Annotated in this window: 18 protein-coding genes and 2 pseudogenes; 15 read left to right on the top strand and 5 right to left on the bottom strand. The window is 38.7% G+C overall.

Annotation, left to right across the window (positions count from 1 at the left end; all coding sequences use genetic code 11):
* Positions 1 to 175 precede the first annotated feature (175 nt).
* From ARADI_RS20805 to ARADI_RS06945, 3 genes are all read left to right on the top strand, one after another.
* Positions 176 to 316 carry a hypothetical protein gene (locus ARADI_RS20805; RefSeq protein WP_369406949.1) on the top strand — a complete coding sequence of 47 codons (141 nt, stop codon included), beginning with the start codon at positions 176 to 178 and terminating at the stop codon, positions 314 to 316.
* Entirely contained in the window at positions 316 to 900 is a 585-nt protein-coding gene (locus ARADI_RS06950; protein WP_119711554.1) for a phage baseplate protein, read from the top strand. Before ARADI_RS20805 ends, ARADI_RS06950 begins: the two co-directional genes overlap by 1 nt.
* 107 nt (positions 901 to 1,007) lie before the next feature.
* On the top strand, positions 1,008 to 1,187 hold the full coding sequence (locus ARADI_RS06945; protein WP_119711643.1) for a phage baseplate plug family protein: 180 nt from the start codon (positions 1,008 to 1,010) through the stop codon (positions 1,185 to 1,187).
* Here ARADI_RS06945 and ARADI_RS06940 read toward each other — a convergent pair.
* Together ARADI_RS06940 and ARADI_RS06935 are read right to left on the bottom strand one after the other, a co-directional pair.
* Positions 1,170 to 1,577 carry a type II toxin-antitoxin system HicB family antitoxin gene (locus tag ARADI_RS06940; protein WP_119711553.1) on the bottom strand — a complete coding sequence of 136 codons (408 nt, stop codon included), beginning with the start codon at positions 1,575 to 1,577 and terminating at the stop codon, positions 1,170 to 1,172. The two genes, ARADI_RS06945 and ARADI_RS06940, sit on opposite strands and share 18 nt — an antisense overlap.
* Before the next feature lie 19 nt (positions 1,578 to 1,596).
* Positions 1,597 to 1,776 carry a type II toxin-antitoxin system HicA family toxin gene (locus ARADI_RS06935; protein WP_202864182.1) on the bottom strand — a complete coding sequence of 60 codons (180 nt, stop codon included), beginning with the start codon at positions 1,774 to 1,776 and terminating at the stop codon, positions 1,597 to 1,599.
* Between the two features lie 81 nt (positions 1,777 to 1,857).
* Here ARADI_RS06935 and ARADI_RS06930 point away from each other — a divergent pair.
* From ARADI_RS06930 to ARADI_RS06890, 10 genes and pseudogenes are all read left to right on the top strand, one after another.
* Positions 1,858 to 2,793: pseudogene (locus tag ARADI_RS06930) on the top strand (phage protein).
* A gap of 38 nt (positions 2,794 to 2,831) precedes the next feature.
* A complete protein-coding gene (locus ARADI_RS06925) occupies positions 2,832 to 3,584 on the top strand; it encodes a Gp138 family membrane-puncturing spike protein (RefSeq protein ID WP_119711552.1) in 753 nt (250 codons plus the stop codon).
* A 106-nt stretch (positions 3,585 to 3,690) separates the two neighbouring features.
* Positions 3,691 to 3,936: a contractile injection system sheath initiator gene (locus tag ARADI_RS06920; RefSeq protein ID WP_439647081.1), complete on the top strand. Its 246-nt coding sequence runs from the start codon at positions 3,691 to 3,693 to the stop codon at positions 3,934 to 3,936.
* Positions 3,936 to 5,135 (top strand): annotated as a pseudogene (locus ARADI_RS06915) (baseplate J/gp47 family protein). The gene ARADI_RS06920 and the pseudogene ARADI_RS06915 overlap by 1 nt, the downstream one beginning before the upstream one ends.
* Positions 5,132 to 5,377: a baseplate wedge 1 family protein gene (locus ARADI_RS19565; protein ID WP_255420623.1), complete on the top strand. Its 246-nt coding sequence runs from the start codon at positions 5,132 to 5,134 to the stop codon at positions 5,375 to 5,377. Before ARADI_RS06915 ends, ARADI_RS19565 begins: the two are co-directional and overlap by 4 nt.
* An 80-nt stretch (positions 5,378 to 5,457) precedes the next feature.
* The gene (locus ARADI_RS19560) at positions 5,458 to 5,784 is read left to right on the top strand and encodes a baseplate wedge 1 family protein (RefSeq protein WP_369406981.1); all 327 of its coding nucleotides are present in this window, start codon (positions 5,458 to 5,460) and stop codon (positions 5,782 to 5,784) included.
* A 163-nt stretch (positions 5,785 to 5,947) separates the two neighbouring features.
* Positions 5,948 to 6,442: a tail fiber protein gene (locus tag ARADI_RS06905; protein WP_119711551.1), complete on the top strand. Its 495-nt coding sequence runs from the start codon at positions 5,948 to 5,950 to the stop codon at positions 6,440 to 6,442.
* Complete coding sequence (locus tag ARADI_RS06900; RefSeq protein ID WP_119711550.1) at positions 6,403 to 6,834, top strand: phage tail protein; 432 nt, start codon at positions 6,403 to 6,405, stop codon at positions 6,832 to 6,834. The genes ARADI_RS06905 and ARADI_RS06900 overlap by 40 nt, the downstream gene beginning before the upstream one ends.
* Positions 6,834 to 7,049 carry a hypothetical protein gene (locus tag ARADI_RS06895; protein ID WP_119711549.1) on the top strand — a complete coding sequence of 72 codons (216 nt, stop codon included), beginning with the start codon at positions 6,834 to 6,836 and terminating at the stop codon, positions 7,047 to 7,049. Before ARADI_RS06900 ends, ARADI_RS06895 begins: the two co-directional genes overlap by 1 nt.
* Before the next feature lie 27 nt (positions 7,050 to 7,076).
* A complete protein-coding gene (locus tag ARADI_RS06890) occupies positions 7,077 to 7,454 on the top strand; it encodes a tail fiber assembly protein (RefSeq protein ID WP_119711548.1) in 378 nt (125 codons plus the stop codon).
* A gap of 1,419 nt (positions 7,455 to 8,873) precedes the next feature.
* Here ARADI_RS06890 and ARADI_RS06885 read toward each other — a convergent pair.
* Positions 8,874 to 9,521, bottom strand: coding sequence for a sulfatase-like hydrolase/transferase (locus tag ARADI_RS06885; protein ID WP_238149258.1), 648 nt, complete (start codon positions 9,519 to 9,521; stop codon positions 8,874 to 8,876).
* Between the two features lie 1,789 nt (positions 9,522 to 11,310).
* Positions 11,311 to 12,204 (bottom strand): sulfatase-like hydrolase/transferase, encoded by an 894-nt coding sequence (locus ARADI_RS06880; protein ID WP_182853130.1) that lies wholly within the window; start codon positions 12,202 to 12,204, stop codon positions 11,311 to 11,313.
* 224 nt (positions 12,205 to 12,428) lie between these two features.
* Here ARADI_RS06880 and tadA point away from each other — a divergent pair, with 224 nt between their 5' ends.
* Complete coding sequence (tadA, locus tag ARADI_RS06875; RefSeq protein WP_119711542.1) at positions 12,429 to 12,929, top strand: tRNA adenosine(34) deaminase TadA; 501 nt, start codon at positions 12,429 to 12,431, stop codon at positions 12,927 to 12,929.
* Between the two features lie 74 nt (positions 12,930 to 13,003).
* On the opposite strand, the gene mltF is transcribed toward tadA, so the two are convergent.
* Positions 13,004 to 14,455, bottom strand: coding sequence for a membrane-bound lytic murein transglycosylase MltF (gene mltF / locus ARADI_RS06870; RefSeq protein ID WP_119711541.1), 1,452 nt, complete (start codon positions 14,453 to 14,455; stop codon positions 13,004 to 13,006).
* 266 nt (positions 14,456 to 14,721) lie between these two features.
* Between mltF and purL the strand changes: the two genes are divergently transcribed.
* Complete coding sequence (gene purL, locus ARADI_RS06865; RefSeq protein ID WP_119711540.1) at positions 14,722 to 18,612, top strand: phosphoribosylformylglycinamidine synthase; 3,891 nt, start codon at positions 14,722 to 14,724, stop codon at positions 18,610 to 18,612.
* Positions 18,613 to 19,146 lie beyond the last annotated feature (534 nt).

Genomic DNA, 19,146 nt, shown 5'->3' with positions numbered 1-19,146 from the left:
ACAATACCCAGGCTTATATTGATAAAATCTCCGGTAAATTAGGGGTGTCCCCTGACACCGTGTTGAATCTGTCCAATCCGGCGGTCATGACATCGCTGATGTCTAGCATCGTTGAGCACGAAAATGGCAGACAGCCGTATAACCAGGTAATGCTCTATCAAGCAGCGAATGCAGTATGGGAAATAATATAGACCAGAATATCACGATTAATGTTGAAGGTGCATTAGATCCCCACGCTACTGCCAATGCGATTGCTGATAAACAAACGCGCGTTAACGCCAGACTGATTGGACAGTTAACCCAGCGAGCCTACTGATGGACATGCTTTCTACGCTTTTTTCACAACGATCGCGCAAAATTGGTTTGCTGGTGCCGGATGTCATTATCTCAGAAAAATCTCAGGATACGTTAAAAATCACAGAACACCCGATTGAATTGGGAGCGGAAATTGCCGATCACGCTTACAAGCGGCCAGCAGAAGTCATGATGGAGGTGGGTTTTTCAAGTGGTGGATCGCTGCTGGATTTTTGGGACACGGCAAAAGTGGGTATTCGTGCCGGCTTGAGCGCACAGGAAATCTACCAGCAAATTTTAGCGCTTCAAGCCAGCCGTCAACCGTTTGATGTCATAACAGGTAAGCGCAAATACCAGAATATGCTCATTCTCGCTATTGAGGTGACCACCGCTAAACACACGGAAATAGTGTTGATGGCGATATTAACCTTACGGGAACTGAATATCACCCAAACCCAAAAGGCCAGGATAACAGCGGTTGAACCCCAAAATATGCGGGAAGGGAATACAAACAGAGGTATGTCAAACACAGGGCTGAAAACACCAAAAACCGTTGATAATCGAAGCCTTTTAGACCGAGGTTTAGGATTTCTAAATGGAAATTAACGAAATACCGCTTACCCCAACCAACCAGCAATTTACGATTAAGCTATCTGATACCGTGTAGCAATTTCGCCTTATCTGGCGTGATAGCGCTGGCTGGTGTGCTGGATATGCTCACGGTTGACAATCAACCCGTGATTCAGGGTATTCCGCTGATCGTGAGTGAAAATTTACTTGCCCAATATAGCCATCTTATTAGTGAAGGGAAGCTGGTTTTGCTATCGGATGAGGAAAGCGACATCAACGCGGATGCCTTGGGTATCACCGTAAAACTATACTGGATTATTTAAAATATTATCCGCGGCAACCTTAGCGAGAAAACCAGATCGACTACCATATTCAGGGTGACTTAAAACATATTGATCAATACGGTGAATTAATAATGATGGCAAAGTAACGTTAATTTTTTCTGTTTTTCCCATTAGGCGAGTGACATCAATGTCAACCATTGCCCAAATTACATTTTGGTATTCATCATCAGCAAAATATTTATCAATGCTATTAGCTGTAGGCAATGATTCATTGTCTTGAAGTAATAATTCAAGATGTGCCTCAATTGCTTCTTTCGCGTTTTTTACTGCCTTATTTAATGTTTCACCACCAGAGAAGCAACCTTGAATATCAGGAATTCTAATTCCGAATGATGATTCACTTTTGTCAATTGCAATTGGATATAACATTTTACTCCCCCAAATAGAATTACATTCCAGCTTGTTTTTTAATACTACTAAAAGTAGGTAGTGGTATATCTTTTTGAGGGTGTTTTACTGTGACAAGTCCTTTTTTATTTGGGTGCTTGAATTGATGATGACTACCTTTTACACGAACTAAAAACCAGCCATCCTTTTCAAGCAGTGTTATTACTGTCCTGTTATCCACAGTATTCACCTTCATTAATCTCAATTAAGGGTTATTATAACTCCATTGGTAATTAAAGTGCAACTATTTTGAGATTTATTCATGACTAAAAACTGGATAAGAAAATGCTCCCTGATTGTTTCCGATGAAAAGGGTGAAGGCATTGAGCTGTCGGATTTTCACGCCACCTTCAATATTACCTGGCCGGATACACGCTATCCTCGCACTGGCGTTTTTAAAGTCTGGAATCTGAAAAAAGAAACCGTAAGTCAAATTCAGGCAAGGGAATTTGTTAACATTCAGCTCATGGCGGGCTATCAGGATAACACGGGGCTGATATTCACGGGAAAAATCCGCTATACGATTTCAGGCAGTGATAATCCCACCGATACGTTTGTGATTATTCAGGCGATTGATTCGCGCGAGGCTCATGACTACGTCACGTTGAATACCACGCTAAGCGCAGGGCATACTCAGGCAGAGCAACACAATGCGTTACTCACAGGCCTTGCCGATTACGGGATTGTCAAAGGGGTGACGCCTGAGTTTGATAATACCCGCTTTCCCCGGGGTAAAGTTTATTTTGGTATGGTTCGAGATGCCGCTGATAATCTGGCGTGGTAATGCCTTGCCTCTTGGCAATGCATTAACGGTCAGTTAGTCATGGTGCCAGAAAACAAATACGTTTAGGAGGCAATTGTGCTTAATAGTGCAACGGGCTTGATTGGATTACCGCAACAAACGATTGAAGCAGGCGTTAATGTGCGTTGTTTGATTAACCCAAACATTCAAGTCAACGGGCTTATTCGTCTTGATCATGCGTTAATCTATCGCACGATGTTACCCAACAGCGATATCGCCTTAGGGATACAGCAAATTACTGAAACTAATGATGGTAGCTTACGGCAAACGCAAGGCACTGTCTCACAACTGGCCAGCCTTTCCATGGATGGGGATTATATCGTGAAAAACATCACTTATACTGGCGATACGCATGGTAAGCCGTGGTATATGGACCCGGTCTGTATTGCTGCCTAAGGGGCAAATGACCGAATCGATATCAAGAAGGTGCGATAATGACAATTTCGATATCAGAGCGTATCGGTGACCAGCAACAACTGTTTAAAGTCTTTAGTCATGCGATTTTTTCTCAACTTCGTGTAGCAATGCCAGGTATTATTCAGTCATTCGATGCTAGCAAAGTCACTTGTGTTGTACAGCCAGCGATTAAAGGAACATTGACAGATAGCAAAGGAAATGCGCAGTCGATGAATTTACCGCTGCTGGTTGATGTATCGGTTGTTTTCCCTCGCGGTGGCGGTGTCACAATGACCTTCCCCATCAAAAGCGGTGATGAATGTTTGGTGGTCTTTGCAGACAGGTGCATTGACTTCTGGTGGCAAAATGGCGGAATTCAAGAAGTGATTGACCCAAGACAGCATGATTTATCAGATGCTTTCGCTTTCATAGGGGCGCAATCGCAAAAACAGAAAATAAGTAGCATGATTACGGATGCCATGCAGTTAAGAAGCGACGATGGCGCCACGTATTTTGAATTAAATCCATCAACGCAACAAATTAAAATTGTTGCCCCTGGGGGCCTTGAAATCGTGACACCCGAAGCCATTTTTTCGGAGAGAGTGACCATCAAAGGATTACTAAGTTGGTTAGGGGGTATGGTAGGTTCGACGGCCTCCGGTGTGGCTGCAAAAATCACCGGTGCGATTAAATTTTTGGGCACATTAACCGCCAACGGCAAACGAATTGATGAAACACATACCCACAAAGGTGTCAAAGCCGGTGGGGATAGTTCAGGCGAGGTGAATTGATGCGTTATCGACGAGAAGCGGGTAAAGGCGACTACAGCTTTGGTCAAGGGATAACGCGTTTTTAACCAATTCACCGGATGCCGTCGCCCTGGCGATTTAAACACGCTTGTCCCTCTGGCAGGGACAATGGTTTTTAGACCGTGAAGAAGGCACACACTGGTTGCAATCCGTATTAGGCAAACCTTATCTTGACGCTTACGGTATGACCGTCAAACAGCGCATACTGGATACGCAGGGCGTAACCATGTTAATCGATTTTAATGTCAGCCAAAATCCAACGACGCGAAAACTGACTATCAGCGCAACAGTACAAACCCAATACGGCGAAACTTCCTTTACCCAAGAGGTCTAATCTTGAATCTCACTACTTTAGGGTTGTCAGCGAAAGTGACTGACGACGGCATCAGTGCACCGGATTATCAGAGCATACTGATGCGATTAACCGATTTTTTTCATGAAATTTATGGGCGGGATGCGTATTTAACGCGCCGGATAGCAAAGACGGCCAGATGATAGCGATTTACGCGCTCGCCATCCATGATGCCAATAATGCGTTTATCGCCACCTACAACAGTTTTAGCCCCAGTACTAGTACCAGTATAGGGAGGCGCTGCACTTTCAAATAATATGGCGATTAACGGCATTTCACGCCACGCATCTGGCTACTCTAATGTTGATGTCGTATTAACGGGTCAGGTGGGGGTACGGTGATTAAAAAAGGCCGTGTACGCGATAAAGACGACAATATCTGGCGGTTACCAGACACCGTCACATTGAATACGCACGGCAAAGCCGACCGTCACGGCGGTTTGTCTGGTTGCGGGGAGTGTTACCGTATTGACCAGTGAAATTAGCGAGATAGCCACGCCTACGCGAGGCTGGCAAACAGTCAATAATCCAAAACCCGCAACACAAGGCAGGCCGATTGAAACAGGATAACCAATTGCGTGAAAGACAACGAAAATCGGTATCACTGCCGTCACGCACCGTACTGGAAGGCATCCAGGGTGCAATTAGTCTCATCTCAGGGTTGACAAGGCAGCGCGGCTTTGAAAATGATATCAGTGAAACTGATAAAAACGGCATTCCTCCTAATTCTATTGCATGATTGTGGATGGAGGTGATGTCAACACGATTGCTAACGCGCTATTGCACAAAAGAAAACCCCGGGCGCTGGCACGTATGGCGATACCGCCGTGACAGTGAAAGACCGTTACGATATGCCAATCACAATTTGTTTTTCGAGACCAAAAACGGTTTATGTACACGTTGAAATCAACTTAACCGCGTTTTTGGGTTTTACCACGCTCACCGGCGATAAAATTCGGAAGAAAGTATCAGAATATATCAACCAGCGATAATCTCTATCTGACCCGTCTCTATTCACCGGCGAATCTGCTGCCCGGTGATAAAAAAGGGAAAACATTTGATATCACGGCAATAAAAATCGGACGGACAGAAGAAACGGTCAAAGAAGAAAACTTGATTGTGGCTTTTAATGAAGCAGTCAGTTGTCGTGAGAGTAACGTCAAACTGGTGGTGATCTCATGAGAGATTACACCGAATATATTACCCCGCAGCATCGCCAAGCGGAAAAGATTACGCAACATATTGAATTGATGACCCGCGCGTTGGTTGATATTTCAGCCTTATCCGCAAAGCTTAATGCGTTTTTCAGTATCGATAGCGGAATGGGTAAACAAGTAGATGCCGTCGGCGAATGGATAGGCTTATCACGATTTGTCAAAACGCCAATTAAAGGTGTTTATTTTCATTGGATACCGAAAAGGTAGGCTTTGACCAGGGAAGCTGGAAATGACGCTTTGATGCCGATAGTGGCTTTACCGAACTCGATGATGAGACTTATCGCTTTATCTTAATAGCAAAAATACGCGCGAATCACTGGGATGGCACAAGTGCGATGCTCTCAGAAATTTACCAGGGAGTTATTCCTGATGAAACGGTAAAAATCTTTTTTATCGATAATCAGAATATGTCAATGGATGTGTATCTGACCGGTGGGGTGATACTGGAAGTCACAAAAGCGGTTATCAAACAGGGATATCTCAATATCAAACCCGAAGGGGTAAGACTCAACGCCTATACCGGTTCAGAAGGCAATAACGGTATTTTGGGGTTTGATGTCAACAATCGTTATATCGACTGCTTTGATACAGGAAGCTGGGCAGTCAAATTATAGGAAATAGTATGGCAAAAAATGAAATTTTACCGTTTGGTATCGCAGACTGGGCTAACGTATTGCCGCCAGAGGAGTATCAGAAACTCACCGCCCGCAGTAACGGTTTTAGTGTGGGGGTGGAGAGCGCTCGCAGGAACTTAACACCGTCTGGTGGCAGGCATCCATGATAGCGTACGTGGTGGCACAATTTATTGCGGAAACCAATAACAGTGATGTGCTGGACGACGGCCACGTCGATAAACTGAAAGCCGGACTCATCAGTGCCTTATCGAAAAACGTGAATAACACCGTACCCGCTGCCACAAAAACCGTGGCAGGGATAACGAAACTCAGTAGTGCGAAGAATAGCGATGATGAGACACAGGCTGCCACCCCAAAAGCCGTCAAAGCCGCTTATGACCTGGCGAAAACGGTGAGTATTGATGAAATCAACAAAAAACTCGATAAAGCAAGCGTCCTGCAAACTACGGGTAATGCTACCGACAAAGTGATAAGCCAAAAAGCCGATGCTAAAGGCAACAATAAAGCCGTCGTCACTATTCCGTCAAATAAAAATGGCACGCTAGCATTAACCTCTGATGTTGAAGCAATTAACAATTATCCGGTCGGTGCACCCCTATTCCCTGGCCACACGAAACTGCACCGACAGGCTATTTAATTTGTAACGGTCAAACGTTTACTAAAGCCGACTACCCCAAATTAGCCCTCGCTTATCCTTCTGGAAAATTACCGAATTTGTACGGTGAATTTATTCGTGGGATGGATTTAGGCGGCAAGGTCGATCCACGTAGAAAAATTTTAACTAATCAGGGGGACGCTATTCGCAATATTACTGGACGTATTGGATACGTGCGACAGGGAGCGAGTGCACCGCCTGTTTGGGCTGATGGGGTTTTTAGGCAAGACACATATTTCAACGCGAATGTGAAGTCTGTAGAAAACGATAGTTGGGGATCCGTTTCTTCTTTTGATGTTTCTCGTGTCGTTCCGACTGCAAACGAGAACAGACCACGAAATGTCGCATTTTTATACATAGTGAGGGCCGCATAGTGAAATGCAGTACAGAAATACCAAAAGCCGAAATTAGTGAAAACGGGTTATATAAAAACAGAGGTTGGATAAAAACCTATATGTCGAGGAATGAACCGCCGTATGAATATTTTGGAGCGATAATGGAATTGATATATAAAGGCGTTAGTGTCGGTCAATATTCCTATATCGACCCCCCTAAAATATCGAGCAATGACGAAATTGCCATTGTGTGAAGTCTTGATGGCAAACAGTGGCTATATATGCTAGACCACCGAGGCAAGACGGTATACGATACCAATAATCGTGCTTCCTGTACCGTTGATTACCTCGGCGAGATAAAAACCGGCTTCACTTTATTAGCGCCCTCAACACAATTTGATAAACGGGATGGCAAAAAATGGGTAACGGATAATCAGGCGGTGAAAGCAGACCAAATCAACAACGCAAATCAAACAAAATTACAGTTAATTGACGAAGCGCAATCAAAAATTACCCTACTTGACCGTAAAGTGCGATTAGGGATGGCGACCAATAGCGAAAAAACTGCGCTGCGTGCTTGGGAAATGTATAGCGTGAAACTTAATAATATTGATACCACCACCGCGCTAGATATAGAATGGCCGAAAAAACCGCATTAATTAACACTTTACTATGGCACATAACCTAGATGGTGAGTGCTTAAAATGATTCTTTCGGACAATTGAAGCTTTCCAACGATTTAAGATAGCTGTTTATTGCAGGGCCTATCCTCTTGTAGAAAACTTCGTATCTGTCATTTTGTCAGTTATTTTCTCTGGACTTATATCGTAGCAATTGCCGAGACCTTTCTGGCATGCTAACTGAATCACGGCATCTGAATAGCCATGGCAGTATGATACATGGTTATTATCTTTAGAATGACATGATATATACAATTCTGCGTCACCTGGATCATTAATATCATGTCCGAAAATATTTGGTTTTAGGCGCACAAAATTCACTGGTATTATAACATTAATAGTAATTATATAGCTTACAGCGTAACCGATAGTGAAAAACGCAAAAGCTATACATATTTGTTGCATTATTTTCTTTATTAATCTTTCCTGTTAGTTTAGTACCATATAACAACCCCCTAAGGGGCATCATATTAGCAGCGTTAGAGGAAGTTGTTAACTATTAGTTGTTGGTTGCATATAAGTGGTTTTGTGTGAGACGGTGGTTTTATTATTGATTAATGGTTTCTAGTGATAGCTGAGTATTTCCATGTCAGTATGTAGTTTATCAATAAGTTAATGTTTTTGTTGGTATTTTTAGTGTTACTAAACTGAACAAAATTAATGACAAGCATTAGTAATTTAAAAAGCAAAAGATAACACAAAATTATAATGCATTGTTTTAACTATTAAAATATTCAAGGTTCATACATATCACAATTGATACAGCGTTGAGTAATTAATAAAGACATAGCAATATGTTATAAGTAATTTGAGTAAATAAAAGTAAATTAAGCATTAAAAACATAATGTTATCTGTAACTGATAATTTTGTACAGTATATTTTCTATTGAAAAACCCAATTCAGTAATACAAAGCTGCAACCCAGATCGATTTTACTATCTTAACAATGATAAAGGTATGAACATTACGTTGACTGTTTGTTCAAAAAGCAGCTAGAACAGTACACAGACAAAAAAAACTAAGTGTTGGTTTTGATGTAAATCTTTTATGTAAACTCATAGCTAAAATCTGCGTTAGCAGCAGCTAAATCTATTTTAAAACACTTTGCTAAATCGTGTCGATCTAAAAACCCAAAAGAATGTAATCTAAGGCTGGATTTTAAATTGGAATCTAGTAATATTCTTGCTAAGTGATTGTTATTCTATCAAGGAAAAAGGTAAAATATTTTTATTAGCTGTTAGCACTCGATCATATTCCCTTTCGTTTCTAAGAATATTTTTATCAATGTCATAGCCAAGCAGTTCGGATAAAATATACTTATTCATCAAATCGCTCAAGTATCCGTTTTTATTACGAAAAGATTCGATGAAAGCACAATTAAAATGTTTATTGGTCGATTTATACATAAAGGGGATCAAATATTGTTCTCTTCCTTTTTCCAATCCATGACCAACATTGACTATATCGCCTTGATCTGCGGTATAAATTAAATTCTATTTTTGCATTAATGACACTCAGTATATCATTTACGATCCTGTCAGTATGATGAATAGTGAGATCATAATCTGTTGCTTTTGGCAAAGCTTTTTTATCTATTGTATCATAGTTGTCATAGGGTAAATGATTACCATAAAGATGAATAATGATAAATCTCTTTTGTGCATTATCAGATAACACTTTTGCTAGCAGGTTGGCCAATTTATTATCGTTATAATTGGTTAGCCTTAAATCATCACTTTTTTGAGCGATGAAACCATATTTAGAACCATATGGACCTTGTATGTCTTGGAAACCTAACCAATATGTTTTATATCCATTGGCTTTTGCCATTTCAATAATAGATTTATTGTTGAACAGATTTTCTTCATTTTCCGGTGTGTGAAAGGCTAGTGTCATTGACACTGAATCTCGGGTTATTGGTGAACTGGAATGGGCATTATTTAAGACGCAGCTATCTTCGGTTGAAAATATTTTTGTCATATGTGGCGTTGTATCCAAATGATAGCCATATGCACTATAGCGGGAGTAGAGTGAGGCTTCCCCAATGATTAATATAATATTTTTATTATTTTCTTTTTTAGATAATATTGCATGATTAAATTTTTCAATTTTGGCTGTATTTGCATATTTATTATTTTCATATAATAAATAAATAAATAAATAAATAAATAAATAAATAAATAAATAAATAAATAAATAAATAAATAAATAAATAAATAAATAAATAAATAAATAAATAAATAAATAAATAAATAAATAAATAAATCACGTCACCAAATACTAAAGGGACTTTATGATGAAAAAAAATCCCGAGTTTTTTTTATCTTCTTTGATATTAGAAATTAATCTGTTTTCATCTTTTATATCTAAACCAACCAGGAACATCGAAAGTGCTGTAAATGATAATGCTGAATACAATAATAGAGAGGTATTTTCTAAATTTTTCTTAATTCTTGTTATTAGATAAAATAAAAAAGCAGGAAAAATCAATGTAGGAAAAATTAACTTCAGTAGTAAACTGCCTGACATAAATAGAGCTTCATTTATGTTAGTTTCAAGGATGGAATGGAGAACGGAAATTATTATATTTCCGTTAAAATTTAATGAACATATAACTTTTATATTTATAAAGAATAAAAAAGTAATCCAATTAGTTTTGGTAATTTATTCTTAATAAGAAAGTAATTAAGAGAATAGTAAAACTAGATACATGTGGTAGTCTTGAATCTTCTTTAAAAACAAAAACATTTAATAAAATTGAGAATATAAATAATAATATTATATAGTTAAGGCGTATTTTTGCGGTTTTCATATAATTAATTTATTAATAGGCAATAAGAAATGAAGATATATAAATTTCAGCTAGCGGTATTGAATATATCTTTAATTTATTTTAATAGCCGGTTGGTATTCCTATGTATGCTTGGTATTTTTTTTGTGTTACTAAATAGAGCGAAATTGCTAATAAGTAACGCTAATTTAAAAAATTAAAAGATAATATAAAACTATATTACAACTATTTTAAAACTATTTAAATTTATTTAATATCACAATTGATACAGCGATAAGTAATTAATAATGACATTTTAATCTCTATTTAAAATATTACTTATATCATTAAATTAGTAAAAAATCGCATTTATTATTAGACTAAAGCCGAGAATAAACGCAGTATATTTTATGCCTCAGATAACAAATTATCACGCTATAACCACAATATTTACCTTATTCGCTGTTTGCTATTTTTCATAATGTCATGGCGCCATATCTGACGGAATTTTGTATAGTCAATTCTGTTTATTATTAAAGTCAATAACACTATTTTGTTGATGACAAATATCGTTTGAAATCATATGACAGGAATGGTTAATACTGGGATCGTCAATGTCTGACCATTCAGAAAATAGAGTTAAAAAGTTAATTCCACTTCTGGCAGCCGTAATGTACTGCCGGTCGTTAGAATTATAAGAACTAATAAATAGTGGTACTTCAAATCCTGACAGTATTGATCATTATGGGTAAGTTTTAGGTCACTCGGGTTATTTTTATTGACAAAACCGAGTCCATGATCAGAAAAATAGATCATTGTCCATTTTGATTGGCTGTCGGTTAAATATTAATGAATTGTTGCTAACAGTTGATCAGTATTTTTTTATGCTCTTTATATAGCATGAAATCTCTTCACTTTTGTAAAAAGTTTCATAGTGATCATTAGTCCTTGCGCAAGCGCGAGGATGACTACCAATTAAATGAACAATAATGAATTTTGGCCTGAGGAAATTTGATTGTTGTTGCGATTTGTGGCAGTAATTCATCATCATTGGTCTCTTTACTATTATAACTTGCTCTTTTCAGAAAAAACGAATGATCTGTTTTTTTTTTCCATAGAGGCAATCGGTGTGTTGTAGATACCAACAGCTCCCTGATTTGATAACCAATAGGTAGTAAATCCCCATTTTTTTGCCAGCGCAATAACGCTATTGGCTAATTTGGGCGCTTGAGTTAGGGAACTGGTTAATGATGGAATAGTTGATGAAGCGGCTGAAATATAATGGTTGAATAGAATACCATTAGCGCTATCCATAAATGGGGTATTATTAATTGGAAAGCCATAAACGTGCATAAAATCACGTCTAGCGCTTTCACCAATCACCATAACATAGGTATCAAATGGCGTGGCACTATTGTTTGGCTGGAAGTCATCTGTTTGCGCAAGTAAACTAAAAAGTTTATTGGTTTCTTCTTTGGCACTATTGAAGTCATTGACAAATTTGATTTCTGGATAACCGCTATTTAAAATATCGAATTCACCTGTTTCTTTATAATCTTTTATTGGGCCATATATAAGAAACGCCAAAAAGGTAATAAAAGCACCAATCTTTGTTTTGTTACTGATTTTAAGCTTAAATGTTGTACAGAAAAAGCCGAACAGTAAAATAAATAATGATCCAGCATAAAGATAGTATGGAATATTACTAATAAATTCTATGGCTTCATTTAAATTGGTATAAGTAACTGATATTGCTATGGTTAGGGGAGGAGTACCATAGAGTAGCCTAATCGGAAAGTATAGCGCTGCAATAATGGTGAATATAATAATGAATCCACTATATATTATTCGTAACTGATTGATAACGATTAGTAATGCGACGATACCTGCTGTATAGTTTAGTCTTGGTGAGTAACCCATGGCGTAATGAATTAGGCTGAATAATATAATAAGTAGCAATATTTTCAGCAAAAAATTTCGATTATCATTTATTAATTTTTTTATCATTTGTTATATCCGATTTAGATCAGTGACTATCCTTAATGCAATAATACACAAAGTTAAATTAGTTAATTTTATTAATAACATAAGTGATTTTTGGGTGGTTTATTGATGTGATTTATTAGTTGATATTATATTATAACTATTTTTGCGATTTAAATTAATATTTTAGGTTTTTATTCGTGGATCAAGCTAAAAAAGATGTTTATTGGATGCGAAAAGCTATTTTACTAGCCAAAAATGCTCAAGAAAAAGGTGAAATTCCTGTTGGCGCGGTATTAGTACATGAAGATGAATTGATTGCCGAAGGCTGGAATCATCCTATTTTGTCTCATGATCCATCCGCTCATGCGGAAATTTTAGCTTTGCGGGTAGCAGGTCAATCTTTACAAAATTATCGCTTACTTAATACGACGCTTTATGTGACACTAGAACCTTGTATTATGTGTGCCGGAGCTATGATCCATGGGCGTATCGGTCGTTTAGTATATGGTGCCTCTGATCAAAAAACTGGAGCTGCTGGTTCAATTATTGACGTTTTTAATCATCCGGATATGAATCATCGTATTCTGGTATTGGGAGGGGTTTTGGCCGATGAATGTTCGACGATGTTAAGTGGTTTTTTTCAACAGCGGCGAGCAGAAAAAAAATTGGCCAAGAAAAGGGCACCGTTGATAAATTAAATCTGCCTAAGTCGCTTAGTAAGGCGGCTTAGGCAGAAATAGAAGCTATTACTGTTTAGTAATGATTAACTAAATCAGTTACTACTTTTTTCTTTGCTACTAGTTATAGAGAATAATAGTGGATCCCTTGCAGCGAGCTGCATATTTTGATTCATTTCCTTATTCTGTAGGTAACCCACCAAACTTTGGTGATAACGGCGGATATTTTCCACATAGCGATAGGCTTCATAGCCACGCGCATAACCGTAGGTTAATTTAGCAAAATATTTTTTCTTGCTAAGTAGCGGCAGTCTGGCTTTTACATCTAACCAACTGTCTGGATCTCCGCCTTGTATGCGCGTCAGTTTCCTGGCATCAAGCATATGTCCCAACCCCATATTATAGGCCGATAAGGCAAACCAAATGCGATCATCAGGCGCAATAGTGGTTGGTAAGCGCGAAATTAGATATTGCAAGTAAGCGGCGCCACCTTTAATACTTTCCTCTGGGTCCAGCCTATCTAACACACCCATAGTTTGTGCAGTAGGTACTGTTAGCATCATTAAACCACGAACACCGGTGGGTGATGTGGCTAGTGGCTCCCAGTGTGATTCCTGCCAGGAAATTGCTGCTAGTAGACGCCAATCTATATCTTCTGCATATTTTTTAAACAGATGCTTATAGGTTGGCAAAGTTTTATTAATTGCAGTAATAAAAGAAAGCGTATCAAAATAGTCAAAAGTAGCAACATGGCCAAAATATTTTTCATCTAAACGTGTTAAAAGTTCTTCTTCATTACTTTTATTGAAGAAATCTAACATTGCTGCATTTAGACTATTATCTTTTGAGCGTTTCATATACCAATTAAGGCTATGATCGTCGCTAACATTAAAAGCGACAGCAATGTTTGGATGAATACGTTGCTGCATAGCGACGACAATAGAATTTTCTAAGGTATAATCAATTTTCCCTTCAGCTAGCAGTTGTAATAACTCAGTCAAATTATAATGACTGGTTTCTTCCCATTGAAGATTTGGATATTTTTGCTTCAACTGTTGCAGCGTATTAGCGTTTACTGAATCAGTGGCAACGACAAACTTTCCTTTTACATCGTTCAAAGAGCGTGGACGATTTACCCCTTTGCGATAAATTAGCTGCTGGGAAACGGTATAGTAGGCAGGGCCAGGCTGTGCTTTATTGAGGCGCTTCTCATTATAAAGAAGTCCTGCAGTAATAAAGTCACTATTACCGTTTTCAAGGTCATTAAAAAGTTGATTGATATTTGAACGTACATTGATACGTAGCTTTACGCCAAGGTAATCGGCAAAGCGTTTAGTCAGTTCGTAATCAAATCCGCTTGCTTCTTGCTTATCGTTAAAGGGCATAAGGGGTGAATTAATGGTACTTATACGTAATTCACCGAGAGAAATAATTCTCTTCACCTGGTCTTGCTGCTGGTTGGGACACTCAATATTAAGTGTAATGACACCAACAGAAATTATAGAGACAATAACGATAACAAGATAATTAATTCTAATATTAATCAAATGGTTATATCTCATTAGTTAAACATATTTTCTTAATTAAAATGACCAAATTATAGCTAATTTTTTAATAGTTAAATATTATACTTAATAAAAGTATAATTTACAACTTAATTTAATCTATTTTACATATCTTTGACATTTGCAGGCGCGTGATAAATGTGCACGCAAACAGTTTCGTAACGGTTCATGATGCTTTATAATAGCCTTCCAGTTTTCCTGAAACATATCCTTCAGGCCAGCTTTATAAGTTAAGAGAATCTATTACTATGGAAATTCTGCGTGGCTCACCTGCTTTATCGACATTTCGTATTACTAAACTTCTTTCCCTATGCCATCCGCAGCAACTACCAGTTACTGACATTTATGCTGAATATGTACACTTTGCTGAACTTGGTGCGCCATTAAATCAAGATGATCGACAAAAACTAAGTCAATTACTTCATTATGGTTCTTCATTAACTGAGCAACAGCCTGCTGGCCAGTTACTCTTGGTTACTCCACGGCTAGGCACTATTTCACCCTGGTCTTCAAAGGCAACGGATATTGCTCATAATTGTGGATTACAGCAGATTATCCGGCTTGAGCGTGGAATTGCTTATTATATTATTCATTCCTCGCCATTGGATATATCACAATTGGATGATTTATCTATCATTTTGCATGATCGGATGGTTGAAACTGTTTGGACTTCTTTCGAACAAACAAAATCACTCTTTATGCACCATAAGCCGGCACCGATGGTGACGATAGAAATATTAAAAAACGGTCGTCGTGCACTTGAATTAGCAAATATTGAATTAGGGTTAGCGTTAGCCACAGATGAAATTGATTATTTAATGGATGCCTTCCAAACATTAGAACGAGACCCAACGGATGTTGAGCTCTATATGTTTGCGCAAGCTAATTCAGAACATTGTCGGCATAAAATATTTAATGCCAGTTGGATTATTGATGGCAAGTCACAACCTAATTCTTTGTTTAGTATGATAAAAAATACTTATCAACAAACGCCAGATTATATTTTATCAGCTTATAAAGATAACGCTGCCGTAATGGAAGGATCTAATATCGGGCGTTTTTTTCCTGATCCAGTAACCGGAAAGTATGATTATCATAATGAAAATGCTCATATTTTGATGAAAGTAGAGACCCATAACCACCCAACAGCTATTTCTCCTTGGCCCGGTGCTGCCACCGGTTCAGGTGGAGAGATACGTGATGAAGGGGCAACAGGGCGAGGTACAAAGCCTAAAGCCGGTTTAGTTGGATTTGCTGTTTCTAACTTACGTATTCCAGGTTTTAAACAACCTTGGGAACAAAATTTTGGCAAACCACAGCGTATTGTTAGTGCGCTTAATATTATGCTTGATGGGCCATTGGGTAGCGCCGCTTTTAATAATGAATTTGGCCGACCCGCTTTATTGGGTTATTTTCGCACTTATGAAGAGCTAGTGAATAGTCATAATGGAGCAGAATTACGCGGTTACCACAAACCGATTATGTTAGCAGGTGGTATAGGTAATATTCGCGCAGAACATATTAAAAAGAGCAATATTCCAGTTGGCGCTAAATTAATTGTATTAGGTGGTCCATCGATGAATATTGGGCTGGGCGGTGGAGCAGCTTCATCGATGACTTCAGGGCAGTCTGATATTGATCTTGATTTCGCTTCGGTGCAACGTGATAACCCTGAAATGGAGCGTCGTTGTCAAGAGGTTATTGATCGGTGCTGGCAGTTGGGTACTGATAATCCGATCCTATTTATTCATGATGTTGGCGCTGGTGGGCTTTCTAATGCTATGCCTGAGTTAGTGAATGATGCTAATCGTGGCGGAATATTTGAACTGCGTCAAATATTGAATGATGAACCAGGCATGGATCCTCGTGAGATTTGGTGTAATGAATCTCAAGAGCGCTATGTATTAGCTGTTTTACCTGAACAACTTCCCTTATTTGAGTCTATCTGTCGTCGCGAACGCGCGCCATATGCTGTTGTTGGTGAAACGACGGAAAATCGGGATCTTGTTCTTAATGATAGTTATTTTACTAACCAGCCTATTCGCATGCCGCTAGATATTTTATTAGGTAAAACACCTAAAATGCTACGTGATGTTAGTTCTCAATTTGCTGCCGGTAAGCCGATTAAACGAGAAATGATAAGCTCAGCCGAAGCAGTTAAACGGGTATTACATTTGCCAGCAGTAGCAGAGAAAACTTTTCTGATTACTATTGGTGATCGCAGTGTTACCGGAATGGTCGCACGCGATCAAATGGTTGGCCCTTGGCAGATCCCGGTTGCTGATTGTGCGGTCACGACAGCTAGTTTAGAAAGTTATTATGGCGAAGCTATGTCGATCGGTGAGCGCTCACCCATTGCGCTATTGGACTATGCGGCATCTAGCCGGATGGCGGTTGGAGAAGCGTTGACCAATATTGTTGCTGTTTATATTCAGGACTTAAAACGGGTGAAGCTTTCCGCTAATTGGATGGTAGCAGCGGGACATCCTGGTGAAGATGCCGGTTTGTATCAAGCGGTGAAGGCTATTGGTGAAGAGCTATGTCCGGCATTAGGTTTAACAATCCCGGTTGGTAAAGATTCTATGTCAATGAAGACCACCTGGCATGATGGCGAACAGATTTTTGAAATGACGGCGCCGCTTTCTGTGGTTATTACCGCTTTTTCTCGGGTTGAGGATGTTCGTCTAACGGTTACACCTGAATTGAAAAGTGATCAAGATAATGCACTGTTATTAATTGATCTCGGGCAAGGTCATAATGCATTGGGAGGTTCAGCACTTGCACAGGTATATCGGCAAATAGGTGATCATGCCCCTGATGTCCGTGATGCTAAGTTATTAACCGGTTTCTTTAATGCAATTCAGGCGGTTATAAAAGAACAAAAATTATTAGCTTACCATGATCGTTCTGATGGTGGCCTGTTTGTTACATTAGCAGAAATGGCATTTGCCGGTCATTGTGGTTTAGATATTGATATCGGTCATTATGATAAAGATATTCTTGCTGCTTTATTCAGCGAAGAATTAGGGGCAGTCATCCAGGTTAAGCAAGCGGACAGGGAAATGGTGGAAGCATGTTTGGCCGAGCATGGGTTGGCTGGATGTGTACAGTATCTTGGTACGGCAATTAAAGACGATATTGTTACTATCAATAGTCACGGTAGAGAAATTTATCGTGAAAAACGTAGCCAATTGCGTTTATGGTGGGCTGAGACTACCTGGCAAATGCAACGTTTACGTGATAATCCTGCGTGTGCAGATCAAGAACATCAGGCTAAACAAGATCTGACAGATCCTGGATTGAATGTAAAAATAAACTTTGACCCCGCAGATGATATTGCAGCGCCTTATATTATGACAACACCGTCACCTAAAGTGGCTGTTTTACGTGAACAGGGTGTCAATTCCCATGTTGAAATGGCGGCCGCATTTCACCGTGCAAGTTTTACTGCCATTGATGTGCATATGAGTGATTTGTTAGCAGGCAGAGTAGCACTCGCTGATTTTCAGCTATTAGTTGCCTGTGGCGGCTTTTCTTATGGTGATGTATTGGGGGCGGGAGAAGGCTGGGCAAAATTAGTTTTATTCAATTCACGCGTACGTGACGAATTTGCGGGCTTCTTTACTCGTTCTGATACTTTATCTTTAGGCATATGTAATGGCTGTCAAATGATGTCTAATCTCAATCAGTTGATTCCAGGTGCTAAACATTGGCCACGATTTGTACATAATCGTTCAGAACGCTTTGAAGCGCGTTTTAGTTTGGTAAAAGTGATGGAAAGTCCTTCAATATTTTTACAAGATATGGCTGATTGTCAGCTACCAATAGTGGTATCTCATGGTGAAGGTCAAGTTGAAATGCGAGACATTGCGCATCTTGACCAGTTGGAAAAAAATCATTTAGTTGCACTACGTTTTGTTGATAATTATGGTCAGGTTACCCAACAGTATCCAGCAAATCCAAATGGATCGATTAATGGTATTACTGCAGTGACCAGCTTAGATGGACGGGCGACTATCATGATGCCGCATCCGGAACGAGTATTTCGTACCGTTACCCATTCATGGCATCCGCCAGAATGGGGCGAAGATAGCCCTTGGATGCGTATTTTCCGTAATGCGCGGCGGCAGCTGGGTTAATATTGATATAAATATTTTTCCCTATGGCCTAACTAAAGTGATAAAAAATTGGTTAGTCATAGGAGATAAAATGTAGTTTTTGCGCTGTTGATTGAAAATAAGTAAAAATGAATTTCATTATGAGCTAAATTTAGCTGAAATTTGATGTTGATTATTATTAAAATTGTTTAAATATGCTTATTGAATCCTATAATTGTCGTTAATTAGCTAAGTGAACAAAATAAGCCGTCTCTAAATGGAGATATTTAATTGTATGATTTTTTGTTAGTATTTTATTCACCCAATGAAATGTCGCTAATAGGCGACATTTTTATTAAAATCATGGTATTAAATTTAATGAAAAACCATTTTAAATGCTTAAGAAATTTATTTTATATTAAATTTCATTAAGTTAATGAAAATTTTAAAAAGTTGACATATAAGGTGCATATTATATTGAGTAGTCGCTCATTCAACTTTTTATGTTGGTCCCAATATAGAGGGATCCACACCACATAAGCCAGGAATGATGCCAAAAGTCAGGTGCCTACCGTC

The sequence above is a fragment of the Arsenophonus endosymbiont of Aleurodicus floccissimus genome (genome assembly GCF_900343025.1).
GTDB lineage: Bacteria > Pseudomonadota > Gammaproteobacteria > Enterobacterales > Enterobacteriaceae > Arsenophonus.
Note: the sequence above shows the minus strand (reverse complement) of the source record. Positions and strands in the feature narration are given on the sequence as shown.

Coding starts and splice junctions, on each gene's coding strand:
- ARADI_RS20805 (WP_369406949.1), top strand. CDS start 176: ATGGGAAATAATATAGACCAGAATATCACGATTAATGTTGAAGGTGCA.
- ARADI_RS06950 (WP_119711554.1), top strand. CDS start 316: ATGGACATGCTTTCTACGCTTTTTTCACAACGATCGCGCAAAATTGGT.
- ARADI_RS06945 (WP_119711643.1), top strand. CDS start 1,008: ATGCTCACGGTTGACAATCAACCCGTGATTCAGGGTATTCCGCTGATC.
- ARADI_RS06940 (WP_119711553.1), bottom strand. CDS start 1,577: ATGTTATATCCAATTGCAATTGACAAAAGTGAATCATCATTCGGAATT.
- ARADI_RS06925 (WP_119711552.1), top strand. CDS start 2,832: ATGACAATTTCGATATCAGAGCGTATCGGTGACCAGCAACAACTGTTT.
- ARADI_RS19565 (WP_255420623.1), top strand. CDS start 5,132: ATGAGAGATTACACCGAATATATTACCCCGCAGCATCGCCAAGCGGAA.
- ARADI_RS06905 (WP_119711551.1), top strand. CDS start 5,948: ATGATAGCGTACGTGGTGGCACAATTTATTGCGGAAACCAATAACAGT.
- ARADI_RS06890 (WP_119711548.1), top strand. CDS start 7,077: ATGCTAGACCACCGAGGCAAGACGGTATACGATACCAATAATCGTGCT.
- purL (WP_119711540.1), top strand. CDS start 14,722: ATGGAAATTCTGCGTGGCTCACCTGCTTTATCGACATTTCGTATTACT.